The organism is Bacteroides fragilis NCTC 9343 (genome assembly GCF_000025985.1).
Lineage (GTDB): Bacteria > Bacteroidota > Bacteroidia > Bacteroidales > Bacteroidaceae > Bacteroides > Bacteroides fragilis.
In genome coordinates this window covers 3,091,465-3,104,782 of sequence record NC_003228.3, presented here as the reverse complement: position 1 = coordinate 3,104,782, position 13,318 = coordinate 3,091,465, and the positions used below count along the sequence as shown (strand labels likewise).

9 protein-coding genes are annotated in these 13,318 nt (G+C 47.4%); 4 read left to right on the top strand and 5 right to left on the bottom strand.

Annotated elements, in window-relative coordinates; genetic code table 11:
- Positions 1-331: 331 nt before the first annotated feature.
- The 5 genes from BF9343_RS12730 to BF9343_RS23745 all read right to left on the bottom strand — a co-directional run bounded on the left by BF9343_RS12730 (position 332) and on the right by BF9343_RS23745 (position 5,831).
- Entirely contained in the window at positions 332-1,207 is an 876-nt protein-coding gene (locus BF9343_RS12730) for an outer membrane beta-barrel protein (RefSeq protein WP_005788255.1), read from the bottom strand.
- Between the two features lie 208 nt (positions 1,208-1,415).
- Positions 1,416-2,729, bottom strand: coding sequence for a retroviral-like aspartic protease family protein (locus BF9343_RS12725; protein WP_010993094.1), 1,314 nt, complete (start codon positions 2,727-2,729; stop codon positions 1,416-1,418).
- Between the two features lie 220 nt (positions 2,730-2,949).
- A complete protein-coding gene (locus BF9343_RS12720) occupies positions 2,950-3,711 on the bottom strand; it encodes a glycerophosphodiester phosphodiesterase family protein (RefSeq protein WP_005788251.1) in 762 nt (253 codons plus the stop codon).
- 251 nt (positions 3,712-3,962) lie between these two features.
- A complete protein-coding gene (gene asnB / locus BF9343_RS12715) occupies positions 3,963-5,639 on the bottom strand; it encodes an asparagine synthase B (protein ID WP_005815447.1) in 1,677 nt (558 codons plus the stop codon).
- Between the two features lie 51 nt (positions 5,640-5,690).
- Positions 5,691-5,831 carry a hypothetical protein gene (locus BF9343_RS23745; RefSeq protein ID WP_005788247.1) on the bottom strand — a complete coding sequence of 47 codons (141 nt, stop codon included), beginning with the start codon at positions 5,829-5,831 and terminating at the stop codon, positions 5,691-5,693.
- A gap of 362 nt (positions 5,832-6,193) precedes the next feature.
- Here BF9343_RS23745 and BF9343_RS24265 point away from each other — a divergent pair, with 362 nt between their 5' ends.
- From BF9343_RS24265 to carB, 4 genes are all read left to right on the top strand, one after another.
- Complete coding sequence (locus BF9343_RS24265; protein WP_005815449.1) at positions 6,194-6,643, top strand: glucosamine--fructose-6-phosphate aminotransferase; 450 nt, start codon at positions 6,194-6,196, stop codon at positions 6,641-6,643.
- Positions 6,644-6,763: 120 nt separating this feature from the next.
- Positions 6,764-8,647, top strand: coding sequence for an amidophosphoribosyltransferase (locus tag BF9343_RS12705; RefSeq protein ID WP_005793382.1), 1,884 nt, complete (start codon positions 6,764-6,766; stop codon positions 8,645-8,647).
- A gap of 34 nt (positions 8,648-8,681) precedes the next feature.
- Positions 8,682-9,758, top strand: coding sequence for a glutamine-hydrolyzing carbamoyl-phosphate synthase small subunit (gene carA, locus BF9343_RS12700; RefSeq protein ID WP_010993093.1), 1,077 nt, complete (start codon positions 8,682-8,684; stop codon positions 9,756-9,758).
- Positions 9,759-9,920: 162 nt separating this feature from the next.
- Positions 9,921-13,151: a carbamoyl-phosphate synthase (glutamine-hydrolyzing) large subunit gene (gene carB / locus BF9343_RS12695; RefSeq protein ID WP_010993092.1), complete on the top strand. Its 3,231-nt coding sequence runs from the start codon at positions 9,921-9,923 to the stop codon at positions 13,149-13,151.
- The last annotated feature ends 167 nt before the right edge of the window (positions 13,152-13,318 follow it).

Below are 13,318 nucleotides of genomic sequence, written 5' to 3'. Positions count from 1 at the left end.
CTGTCTTCCATTCTGCAATACTTTTGCTCGTTTTTGCTTCCGGATCGAAATAAGAATACTTCGTATTTTAATAAACTGTAATAAAGCGATTTTGTTCTGTGTCCTTTGGGGGAATTTTGTAATGGGAGGGATGGATTGATTCAGGTCAATTGGATCTTTTTATAAAAGAGGAGATGTGTCGAAAAGTCGTATTCACCACAGATTACACGGATTTATACAGATAAATAGTATTGGTTATCAGTAGATTAAAATCGTTTTGTGTAATCTGTGGTGAGTTATGAAACACCCTTTCTCAAGTGCTTCCTTTTTCTATGACGTTATCCGGACTGTATCAGAATATATATTTAAGTCCGAAGTTGTGGCTGATGTTGTGTGGAGTCGCTCCCCATTCTTTATTCCATTCTTTAAATGGTTTTAGGAGTCCGTATCCGAAAGTGTACGAGAAACCGATGTGTTTGATTTCGTAAGCAAACCCTGCCTGCACTCCTGCATCGAACCGTTTGAGAACGGCTTCGTCACCGCTAAACAGATCGAATTTCATGCTTGTCCCCTCCCATTCGTCGGTGTATTTTCCTTTGCCGGCTATTCCGATGGCGGCATACGGGCCTGCATTGAAAATCAGTCGGCCGAAATCCGATATGATGAAGCGGGCGGCTATCAGGACAGGGATTTCCAGATATACAGGGTCGACAGTGATTTCTCCTTGGCCATCGGAGCCTCTTCTGCCCATGTTCTTACAACCTTTGGCCACCACATTGACAGAAGGCTGCAATGAAAAATAGGTTGAGAAATTATAGTTCAATCCGACACCGCCCTGGATGTATAAATGATTGTTGCCTCCATAGATGTCTTCGTTATTGTTTTCAAGATTGTATCCGCTGACTCCAACCCCGGCTTGTATAAAGAATGCCAGTTTTTTCTCTAAGTCGAGGGTAACATTCATTATGGGTCTTATTTTTACGTCTTTGGGTTGCATACCGATGTATTTTACCCGTATTCTCTGTGCCTTTTCGGGGATTTCTTTTAAAGTAAAACGTCCGTCGACGTCTGTGATGGTGCTGATATCTGTTCCTAATACGCTCACCAATGCCCCAACGACGGGCTGTCCGTCCTTTTTAAACACAATAGTGCCCGAAACCTCCGGGATCTGGGCCATTATCATTCCCGAAATCATAGAAATGAATAATAATGCAAATAACTTTTTCATCTTTATTTTTAATTTATGTAAGTGTAATTAAGTACAAATATATAGAAATATTTTTATGAATGTTAGGCGTGGAGGATGAATTTTGCATTTTCATTGTTGGGATTCCGAAAAGAAAAAGAAGAAATAATGAGGGCTTCGGTACTCTGTTTCGTCTTTTCTGACGGCATTGTCCGAAGCCCCCCTGTTTACAGTAGTCCTGATTGAGACACTATTCGAGTTTTAAGAACATGTCTTTTAGATTGATCGTTACGCAATCAAATTGATTGATCATATCCATGCCGATGTTTCCGTCATCTTCGGCCGGGATGCCGTTGGGGGTAATATCCACTGCGAGGTTTTTTAAGTGGGCGGTTGCATCTCCAATCTCCATATCGAATGAAGGCAAACGTAATATATCTTTTGTAACGACATGATTGAATCCGCCACCGGTTATTTTTTCTTTTTTGCCGATACTCTCGAATTCGGCCTTATGCTTTTCGTAATACTGATAAAACAATCCGGCTGTGCTGTTTCCCGTATCGAAATGCAGCATAAGTGTTTCGCCGTTTGCCTGGGCTTTCAGCTTCAGTGCACGGTCAACTTTCATCAAGTTACGTCCGTAAGATGGGAGAGGTGTGGAGCTCTTGGGAAAAACGATTTTTTTATCTTTGGGATAAATGCGGACTTCATCGAATAAGCCGATAAAATCCATACCGAGAACCGCGTCAACTATCATAATACTGTCAAACTCATTGGGGGGTGCTATGGTGATGAGGGAGTTATGGAAAGTAATGCTCCCGATTTGCATATTCTCCAAAGTTCCGAAATTTCCCGTCATGGCTCCGGGTAAATTGGAATTTATTACCAAAGAGTCACTTAAAATGCGTACACCTGTTTCTTTAGCCATGCGTTGCGACATGTAGCTTGTTCCGGCTCCTGTATCGAAAATAAATTGATAGGTTTTTCCGTTTATGGTCACAGGTATTAGAATTGTCGTACCGCGCCATCCTTTGGGCTCGATGCTTGTCGGTAACTTCACTTTCTCGATATCGACAGGAATGATGATATCCTCTTGCGGACATGTGATGCCCGGAGCCGGAATGTTCTTCAACTGATCATAGAAATAACAGATACCTTCGAGGCTTTTGTACATTCCTTGTTCTGCACTTTGCTGTTTGAGTTGTTCCATAATGCTTCGCGAGTTTTGTGCGGCTGTGGCATAATTCCCTTTGAGACCATCAATCTGACATGCGAGGATAGCCATGTTAAGTGCATTTTGACCGCCAATCTCGGCTTGGTGGTTGACCAGTAGTTTGTGGATGCTTTGCAGGGCTTCATCCGGACGATTGAAGTAATAGCCGATCAGTGCCTCGGACATTAGCTTTAGGAAATCCGCCTGCATGGAGTCTTTTAGTATCGGATAGTTTTTTTCAAGTCCGAACCAATCCGCTTGATTTAAAAAAGTTCCTATACGTTCATCGGCGCTTTGTGAAAAAGCGGGAACTGAAACAAGGATCGTTAATAAGAATAGGATTTTTTTCATTTTAGATGTTTTTTATGTTGTGTACGTTCTGTTTGTAAATGCCATGTCTTTTTGCATGACCGTAAATGTAGATAATTAATTTGAAATATTGGAAGACTTGGTTTTGAATTATTATAGGCATGTCCCCAAACATACTTTTTCGGGGACCCGAAAAAAAATCCCTTGAGCGGGTGGATACTCACTCAAGGGAGAATGTAAAAAAATGATTGGATACCGAGATTTATTTTTTCAGTAGATTTTTCAGCTGTACCGGTTCGTTGGTGGTGATGAAATCTACTTTACGATCGATCAGCCATTTCATGTCATCCGTCTTGTTCACGGTCCAGGCATTCACTTTCATGCCCAAATCATGGCATTCCTGAATCCATTCGGGATGTTTGCGGAATACGGTGTAATGATAGTCCGGACCGGCACACCCCAGTTCTTTCAGCTCCTTGGGTGACAGGTTACCGTCAAGATAGTAGACGGGAGTGCCTTCTGGAGCCAAGCGGATAAATTCTTTGGTGGCATGCAGGGAGAAGGTGATATACTCCATCCGTTCCTCCAGTCCCATGTCTTTGACCAGGGCAACGATTTTTTCGATGGCTTTCGTTTCGCGGAGTGGGGTGCTGTGTGCTTTCAGTTCAAGAATTAACCGGGTGTGTAGCGGTTGTGCCGCTTTCAAGTATTTGGCAAGGGTAGGCAGGCTTTCCCCATTATCGAGTTTGATGGCTGTCAGTGCGGTGGAAGGTGAGTTTTCCATCCTTTTCCCTTTAAATGTGGGGTCATGGTTGACCACTAACTGGTCATCGGCTGCCAGCCATACATCAAACTCCGAACCGTAGCATCCGATGGAGTCGGCTTTTAGCAAGGCGGCGATACTGTTTTGCGCAGAACCTTCGGTTTTCCAGAATCCGCGATGGGCAATGACCTGAGTTTGCGCAGAGGCATTGTATGCTGAAAAAAGCAGGGCAGAGGCAAACAGAAGTTTTTTAATTTTCATATATTTCAGTTTTTGGTTCGCCTTCAAAGATATAAAAAGTAACGCAATTTAGCCGGATAAGGATGCTAATCTGCGTTAAACAAAGCTATAAAATTCTTTTAAATCTCTTTACAATACATTCCTGTGTACCGAAAACGGGAGTATGAATAGGAGAAACGCTTCCGTGGACAGGGTGTAGCCATCCGTCTGTCGGGGCTACACCCAGGACGTCCGATGGCTACACCCTTTGCCTGTTGGAGCTACACCCTTTTTTAATATGCTTCTTCGTGTACTCCTTTTACGGCACGTCCGCTGGGATCGTTCAGGTTCTTGAACGCGGTGTCCCATGCCAGTGCCTCGGCTGTCGAACAGGCTACACTGGGGATACTGGGTACGCTGCGGGCGGCGCTTTCACTGGGGAAGTGCTCTTCGAAGATGCTGCGGTAGTAATACTCTTCTTTATTCATAGGGGTGTGGATGGGAAAACGTTCTGCGGCATGTGCCATCTGTTCGTCACTGACAGCCGTTGCGGTAATCTCTTTCAGCGTATCTATCCAACTATATCCCACACCGTCACTGAACTGTTCTTTTTGGCGCCAGGCGATGCCGGAAGGGAGCATATCCGCAAAGGCTTCGCGCAGGACTTTCTTTTCGATGACTTTTCCCGGAGCCATTTTTATTTCGGGATCGAGTTGCATGGCCACATCCAGAAACTCTTTGTCGAGGAAAGGGACACGTCCTTCCACACCCCATGCTGCGAGGCTCTTATTGGCGCGAAGGCAATCGTATAGATGTAGTTTAGACAGTTTGCGTACAGTCTCTTCGTGAAAGGCACGGGCATCGGGTGCTTTGTGGAAATAAAGGTAGCCGCCGAAGATCTCGTCGGCACCTTCACCGCTCAATACCATCTTGATGCCCATCGACTTGATGACACGTGCCAACAGATACATCGGTGTAGAAGCACGGACGGTAGTTACGTCGTATGTCTCAATGAAATAGATAACATCCCGGATGGCATCGAGCCCTTCCTGAAGGGTGTAGTTTATTTCATGATGAACCGTACCGATGTATTCGGCTACTTCACGTGCTTTGATCAGGTCCGGTGCACCTTTCAGTCCGATGGCAAAGGAGTGTAGCTGCGGCCACCATGCATCGCTTGCGCCATCGGTTTCAATGCGTTTGGCGGCATACTTTTTGGCAATGGCAGAGATAACAGAACTGTCCAGCCCGCCCGAAAGAAGCACTCCGTAAGGTACGTCGGACATCAGTTGACGGTGTACGGCATTCTCAAGGGCGTCCTGAATCTGCCGGGTGGGAGACCGGCTGTCCGCCTGCTTGTCGTTCTCCTCTTTATATTCCATCCAGTCACGGGTGTACCAGCGTTTCATCGTCCCCTCCTTGCTGTGATAGTAGTGTCCGGGTAAGAAGGGTTCGTACTCGTCGCAGAACCCTTCGAGCGCTTTGAGTTCGCTGCCGAAGTAGACATGTCCTTCGGCGTCCTTTCCTATATATAAAGGTATTACACCGATGGGGTCCCGGGCAATCAGGTATTCGTCTTTTTCTTCATCATAAAGGGCAAAGGCGAAGATGCCGTTCAGCTCTTCAAGGAAATGAATACCTTTGTCGCGGTAAAGGGCGAGGATCACCTCACAGTCACTCCCGGTCCGGAACTCGTAGCGGCCGGCATATTGGGCGCGGATGTCACGGTGGTTATAGATTTCGCCGTTAACCGCCAGTACTTGCTTCCGGTCGGATGAATAAAGAGGCTGTCCTCCGCTTTGCGGATCGACTATGGAAAGGCGTTCGTGTGCCAGGATGGCACTTCCGCCACAATACATTCCACTCCAGTCGGGCCCGCGGTGACGTATTTTGCGTGCCATTCGGAGAGCCTTGTTCCTGAGTTCCCTGCTCTGAATCTTTATATTGAAGATTCCTGCTATTCCACACATAATTGTAATTGTTTTAAAGGATTTATGTTTTTATGATAATAACTTCACCGTTCATCTGAAATATTCCTCTATCTTCACCGCAGGCATACATGTAGCTGCCATGACATACACGATGGGACGGGAACCATCTCGCGGTTCTATTGCCTGCCCCTTTGCTTTGACTTTGCTGTTAAAAAGTTCTCGTTTCTTCATTCTGTTTAGCTTTATTATATGATAACGCTCGGTTGTCCTATCAAAATGTCCGGTAAATATAGAGATTTAATTTCATTATGATGAATATTCGATTGGTTTGCTTGACACTAATTATCTTATCTAAACTAGAATGTTTCGGATTGTAAGCGAATTAACTACTTTTTGTTTCGATCTGTAAGTTGCTTCCATTCTATCGTTAAACGATTATAATCTCTTTCTTTTTGAGATTGAAATAATAGATTAATTAACGTTTTGGTATTAAAACAACTTTTTTGTACGTTTATGTCAAATATTTATAGGAAAGCTTATCTTTATGTCATATAGATTGTGTATCTTTGCACGCGAAAACAAAAAAGGATAATATGTGTGGAATCGTAGGCTACATTGGTAAGAGAGAAGCCTACCCCATCCTTATCAAGGGGCTGAAGCGACTGAAGTATCGCGGATACGACAGCGCCGGGGTAGCGATCATCAACGACAACCAGCTGTTAAATGTATATCGGCCGCAAGGCGAAACGTTCGTGTTTGCTTCTGACGGCATTATCGAGACTCCCACCGTTATCCTCCAAGAATTTCCATCCCAAAGTTACATCTTCCGTAACAGTACTTATACAGAGGTACCCGTTTATTCCTTTTCTTCTTTCCGTCCGATGCATCAGTTTTGTAAGATAACGGCTTCTCGTGCTGTGAGGCCGGAAACATTAAAGTGCTCTGATTCGTTGATAATTAGAGAGGCTTTTTCTGACACACTGTTGCAAGGCGGGAAAGATGAAGCGACCGGGATAAGGGAAGAGAGTGTGACTATGGAGTGAGTTCGATAACCCATGTATAAATAATACGAATCAAGAGTTGGAGCAGATATGTTTGAACTCTTGGGAAAAACGATAAGCCCTTTAATTTTTGATTCGTGTAAACTGCTAAATAGAGAATAGATGGAACAACTGAAACATGAATGTGGCGTTGCCATGATACGTTTGCTTAAACCGCTGGAGTACTATGAAAAGAAGTACGGAACGTGGATGTACGGGCTGAATAAGCTCTATCTGCTGATGGAAAAGCAGCATAACCGTGGTCAGGAAGGTGCCGGTCTGGCGTGTGTGAAACTGGAAGCAAATCCGGGTGAGGAGTATATGTTCCGTGAGCGGGCATTGGGTTCCGGTGCCATCACCGAGATATTTGAGACAGTACAAAGCAACTTCAAGGATCTGAGCAAAGAACAGTTGCACGATGCCGCGTTTGCCAAACGGACGCTGCCTTTTGCCGGAGAAGCTTATATGGGGCATCTGCGTTACTCGACTACCGGAAAATCCGGGATATCTTATGTTCATCCGTTTCTCAGAAGAAATAACTGGCGGGCGAAGAATCTTGCTCTTTGCGGCAACTTCAACATGACTAATGTGGATGAAATTTTTGCCCGTATCACAGCCATCGGCCAGCATCCCCGTAAGTATGCCGATACGTATATTATGTTGGAACAAGTGGGGCACAGGCTCGACCGTGAAGTGGAACGTCTCTTTAACCTGGCTGAGGCTGAAGGCCTGACCGGCATGGGCGTGACGCATTACATTGAGGACCACATCGACCTTGCCAACGTGTTGCGCACGTCGAGTAAAGAATGGGACGGGGGGTATGTGATGTGCGGACTGACCGGTAGCGGAGAGAGCTTTGCATTGCGTGACCCGTGGGGGATTCGTCCGGCGTTCTGGTATCAGGATGACGAGATTGCGGTGCTTGCTTCCGAACGTCCGGTGATTCAGACGGCACTCAATGTTCCGATAGGAGAAATCAGGGAATTACTGCCGGGACAGGCCCTCCTGATCAGTAAAGAGGGAAAGTTGCGTACGGCACAGATCAATAAGGCACGGGAGAAGAAAGCCTGTTCGTTCGAGCGGATCTACTTCTCGCGAGGCAGTGACGCGGATATTTACAAGGAGAGAAAACAATTGGGTGAGAAACTGGTTCCGAACATCCTGAAAGCGATTGATAATGACCTCGACCATACCGTCTTCTCGTTCATCCCGAATACGGCAGAGGTGGCATTTTACGGTATGCTTCAGGGGCTGGACAATTATTTGAATGAAGAGAAGGTGCGGCAGATTGCGAGCCTGGGACATCATCCGGATCACGATGAACTGGAAGTGATTCTGTCCCGCCGTATCCGTTCGGAGAAAGTGGCTATCAAAGATATCAAACTGCGCACTTTCATTGCCGAGGGTAATAGCCGGAATGACTTGGCAGCACACGTATATGACATCACATACGGCAGTCTCCGTTCCGGTATCGACAATCTGGTGATTATCGACGACAGCATTGTTCGCGGTACTACTCTGAAACAGAGTATTATCGGTATCCTCGACCGTCTGGGACCGAAGAAGATAGTCATCGTCTCTTCTTCTCCGCAAGTTCGCTATCCCGACTATTACGGTATTGATATGGCGAAGATGTCCGAATTCATCGCCTTTAAAGCTGCAATTGAATTGCTGAAGGACCGGGATATGAAAGATGTGATCGCATCGGCTTACCGGAAGTCGAAAGATCAGGTGGGACTGCCGAAAGAGCAGATGGTAAACTATGTGAAGGATATTTATGCTCCTTTCACCGATGAGGAGATTTCGGAGAAGATGGTGGAACTGCTGACGCCGAAAGGAACGAAAGCGAAAGTGCAGATTGTCTATCAGCCGCTCGAGGGGCTGCACGAGGCGTGTCCCAATCATACGGGAGACTGGTACTTCAGTGGCAACTATCCTACACCGGGCGGGGTGAAGCTGCTGAACGAAGCATTTATTAACTACATCGAGCAGGTGTACCAATTTTAAAAGAAAGGTGAACTTAAATAAAGAAAAGATAAGAATGAAGAATGTGACTTTGATCCTTGACGACGGGAGCCGTTTCCACGGTAAGTCGTTCGGTTACGAAAAGCCCGTGGCAGGTGAAGTAGTGTTCAATACCGCCATGACCGGTTATCCGGAGAGTCTGACCGACCCTTCGTATGCGGGGCAGTTGATGACACTGACGTATCCGCTGGTGGGCAACTATGGTGTACCTCCTTTTAGCATAGAGCCTGGCGGACTGGCTACGTTTATGGAGAGCGAACGCATCCATGCCGAAGCTATTATCGTAAGCGATTACTCACAGGAATACAGTCATTGGAATGCCGTTGAGAGTCTGGCTGACTGGCTGAAGCGTGAGCAGGTGCCGGGCATCACGGGGATCGATACCCGTGAGTTGACCAAAGTGTTGCGTGAACATGGGGTGATGATGGGACGGATCGTATTTGACGATGAACCGGAGAGTGCTCCGGAAGCTGTATACAGTGGAGTGAACTACGTAGACAAGGTTTCATGCAAAGAGGTGATCCGTTATAACGAGGGGGCGGACAAGAAGAAAGTGGTGCTTGTGGATTGCGGTGTGAAGACGAACATTATCCGTTGCCTGCTTCGCCGGGATGTGGCAGTGATCCGTGTACCCTGGAATTATGATTTCAATCATCTGAAGTTCGACGGACTCTTCATCTCCAACGGACCGGGTGATCCGGATACGTGTGATGCTGCCGTGCAGAACATCCGTAAAGCGATGCAGAATCCCAAGTTACCTATTTTCGGTATCTGCATGGGTAACCAGTTGCTGAGCAAAGCCGGAGGGGCTAAAATATACAAGCTGAAATACGGGCATCGCAGCCACAACCAGCCGGTACGCATGGTTGGCACGGAACGTTGTTTCATCACTTCGCAGAATCATGGTTATGCGGTAGACAATAATACACTTGGCACCGACTGGGAACCGCTGTTTATCAATATGAATGATGGCTCTAACGAAGGAATACGCCATAAGACGAATCCCTGGTTCTCTGCACAGTTCCATCCGGAAGCAGCCAGCGGACCCACGGATACGGAGTTCCTCTTCGACGAGTTCGTGAAGTTGCTCTAAAGTATATTCTGCATAAAGAGATAGAAACGAATCTGTTTTACCACAGAGTAACACGGAGTCTCACAGAGTTTTAATTTCTTGTTTATAAGATGTTAAGAGAAAATAATCTCTGTGGAACTCTGTGTTACTCTGTGGTAAACCAAACTCAAAAACATTATAATAATGAAAGAAAACAATATAAAGAAAGTACTGCTGCTTGGTTCCGGTGCCTTGAAGATCGGTGAGGCCGGTGAATTTGATTATTCCGGTTCCCAAGCACTCAAAGCCTTGAAAGAGGAGGGCATTGAAACCATCCTGATCAACCCCAACATCGCTACCGTGCAGACATCGGAAGGCGTGGCCGACCAGATATACTTCCTTCCCGTGACACCCTACTTTGTGGAGAAGGTGATCCGGAAGGAACGTCCCGAAAGCATTATGCTCGCCTTTGGCGGACAGACGGCATTGAACTGCGGAGTCGCCCTTTACCGCGAAGGGATTCTGGAGAAATATAATGTGAAAGTTCTGGGAACTCCCGTACAGGCCATTATCGACACCGAGGACCGTGAACTTTTCGTCGACAAGCTGAACGAGATCGATGTGAAGACCATCAAGAGCGAGGCGGTGGAGAATGCAGAAGACGCCCGTCGTGCTGCCCGGGAATTGGGCTATCCGGTCATTGTCCGTGCAGCTTACGCACTGGGCGGATTGGGTTCGGGTTTTTGTGACAATGAAGAAGAACTGGACCTACTCGTGGAAAAAGCTTTCTCTTTCTCTCCGCAGGTATTGGTTGAGAAGAGCCTCCGTGGCTGGAAGGAGGTGGAGTACGAGGTGGTGCGTGACCGTTTTGACAACTGTATCACGGTCTGCAATATGGAGAATTTCGACCCGCTGGGCATCCATACCGGTGAGTCTATCGTGATAGCTCCTTCACAAACCCTGACCAATAAGGAGTATCATAAACTGCGCGAGCTCGCCATCCGCATCATCCGCCACATCGGCATTGTGGGAGAATGTAACGTGCAATATGCTTTCGACCCCGAAAGTGAAGACTATCGCGTGATCGAGGTGAATGCCCGCCTGAGCCGTTCGTCTGCCCTGGCTTCCAAGGCTACCGGTTATCCACTTGCCTTTGTGGCTGCAAAACTCGGACTTGGCTACGGGTTGTTCGACCTGAAGAACTCTGTGACGAAAACCACCAGTGCCTTCTTTGAGCCGGCACTTGATTATGTAGTCTGCAAAATTCCGCGTTGGGACCTCGGTAAGTTCCACGGTGTGGACAAGGAACTCGGCTCTTCGATGAAGTCCGTCGGTGAGGTAATGGCCATTGGCCGCACTTTTGAGGAAGCGATTCAGAAGGGTTTGCGAATGATCGGACAGGGGATGCATGGTTTTGTGGAAAACAAGGAACTCGTTATCCCCGACATCGACAAAGCACTGCACGAACCGACCGATAAACGTATCTTTGTCATCTCGAAGGCTTTCCGTGCCGGATATACCATCGATCAGGTGCACGAACTGACAAAGATCGACAAGTGGTTCCTCCAGAAATTGATGAATATCATGAATACTTCTGAGGAACTCCATCAGTGGGGGAACAATCACAAGCAGATAGCCGACTTGCCTGCCGACCTGCTCAAGCAAGCCAAGCGTCAGGGATTCTCCGATTTCCAGATTGCACGTGCCATCGGCTACGAAGGCGATATGGAAGACGGTAGCCTTTATGTCCGCAATTACCGTAAGAGCCTGGGCATTGTTCCCGTGGTGAAGCAAATCGATACGCTGGCTGCCGAATATCCGGCACAGACCAATTATCTTTACCTGACCTATAGCGGCACAGCCAACGACGTCACTTACCTGGGTGACCATCGTTCTATCGTCGTTCTCGGTTCGGGTGCCTACCGGATCGGTTCTTCCGTGGAGTTCGACTGGTGCGGGGTGCAGGCGCTTAATACGATCCGTAAGGAAGGATGGCGTTCGGTGATGATCAACTATAATCCCGAAACCGTATCGACCGACTATGATATGTGTGACCGGCTTTACTTTGACGAACTGACATTCGAACGCGTGATGGATGTCCTTGAACTGGAGAATCCGCACGGAGTCATTGTTTCCACCGGCGGACAGATACCTAACAATCTCGCCCTGCGTCTCGATGCCCAGAACATCCACATTCTCGGAACATCCGCCCAGAGCATCGACAATGCCGAGGACCGCGACAAATTCTCCGCCATGCTCGACCGTATCGGAGTGGATCAACCGGAGTGGCGTGCCCTTACTTCACTCGAGGACATTAACTCGTTTGTCGATAAGGTAGGTTTCCCTGTGCTTGTCCGTCCGTCATATGTGCTCAGCGGTGCGGCAATGAACGTATGCTCCAACCAAGAAGAGCTGGAACGCTTTCTGCAACTGGCGGCCAACGTATCGAAGAAGCATCCGGTAGTGGTCAGCCAGTTCATCGAACATGCCAAGGAGGTGGAGATGGATGCTGTGGCACAGAACGGTGAAATCATCGCTTATGCAATCTCCGAACACATTGAGTTTGCGGGAGTACATTCCGGTGACGCCACTATCCAGTTTCCGCCGCAGAAGTTGTATGTAGAGACGGTTCGTCGCATTAAACGCATCAGTCGTGAGATAGCCAAGGCGCTCAATATCTCCGGCCCGTTCAACATTCAGTATCTGGCTAAAGACAATGATATAAAGGTGATCGAGTGTAATCTTCGTGCCAGCCGTTCGTTCCCCTTCGTCAGCAAGGTATTGAAGATCAATTTTATCGAACTTGCCACGAAAGTCATGCTCGGCCTGCCTGTTGAGAAGCCGGAGAAGAATCTGTTCGAACTCGATTATGTCGGGATCAAGGCGAGCCAGTTCTCTTTCAACCGCCTCCAGAAAGCCGACCCTGTATTGGGAGTGGATATGGCTTCGACCGGTGAAGTGGGTTGCATTGGCAGCGATACTTCCTGTGCCGTGCTCAAGGCTATGCTTTCCGTGGGTTATCGCATCCCGAAGAAGAAGATTCTGCTTTCTACCGGAACACCGAAGCAGAAAGTGGATATGCTCGAGGCGGCCCGTATGTTGCAGAAGAAGGGATATGATATTTTCGCGACAGGAGGTTCCAGCAAGTTCCTTACCGAGAATGGTGTGGAGAACACCCGTGTTTATTGGCCCAGTGAAGAGGGACATCCCCAGGCACTCGAGATGTTGCATAAGAAAGAGATCGACATGGTGGTCAATATTCCCAAGAATCTGACTGCCGGTGAACTGGACAATGGTTACAAGATCCGTCGTGCCGCCATCGACCTCAACATCCCGCTGATCACTAATGCCCGCCTGGCGAGCGCGTTTATCAATGCGTTCTGCACGATGGACATTGACGATATAGCGATCAAGTCGTGGGAAGAGTATAAGTAAGGACTTTAGGGCTTCACCACAGATTGGCAGACACAATGCACGGAGAAGATATAAATCGGATTGAATTATGAATCTGTGTCGTCGGTTAATCTGTGGTGAATCTTCCGGTACATTCACTTTTGCTTAACAATCCTGAAAACCGGAACTTTTTCTGCTGCCTGTTGTTG

What these genes read in the sequence shown, in the direction of transcription:
- asnB (WP_005815447.1), bottom strand. Translation starts at nt 5,639, where the DNA reads ATGTGTGGAATAGCAGGAATCTTCAATATAAAGATTCAGAGCAGGGAA.
- BF9343_RS12725 (WP_010993094.1), bottom strand. Translation starts at nt 2,729, where the DNA reads ATGAAAAAAATCCTATTCTTATTAACGATCCTTGTTTCAGTTCCCGCT.
- BF9343_RS12730 (WP_005788255.1), bottom strand. Translation starts at nt 1,207, where the DNA reads ATGAAAAAGTTATTTGCATTATTATTCATTTCTATGATTTCGGGAATG.
- BF9343_RS23745 (WP_005788247.1), bottom strand. Translation starts at nt 5,831, where the DNA reads ATGAAGAAACGAGAACTTTTTAACAGCAAAGTCAAAGCAAAGGGGCAG.
- carA (WP_010993093.1), top strand. Translation starts at nt 8,682, where the DNA reads ATGAAGAATGTGACTTTGATCCTTGACGACGGGAGCCGTTTCCACGGT.
- BF9343_RS12705 (WP_005793382.1), top strand. Translation starts at nt 6,764, where the DNA reads ATGGAACAACTGAAACATGAATGTGGCGTTGCCATGATACGTTTGCTT.
- BF9343_RS24265 (WP_005815449.1), top strand. Translation starts at nt 6,194, where the DNA reads ATGTGTGGAATCGTAGGCTACATTGGTAAGAGAGAAGCCTACCCCATC.
- carB (WP_010993092.1), top strand. Translation starts at nt 9,921, where the DNA reads ATGAAAGAAAACAATATAAAGAAAGTACTGCTGCTTGGTTCCGGTGCC.
- BF9343_RS12720 (WP_005788251.1), bottom strand. Translation starts at nt 3,711, where the DNA reads ATGAAAATTAAAAAACTTCTGTTTGCCTCTGCCCTGCTTTTTTCAGCA.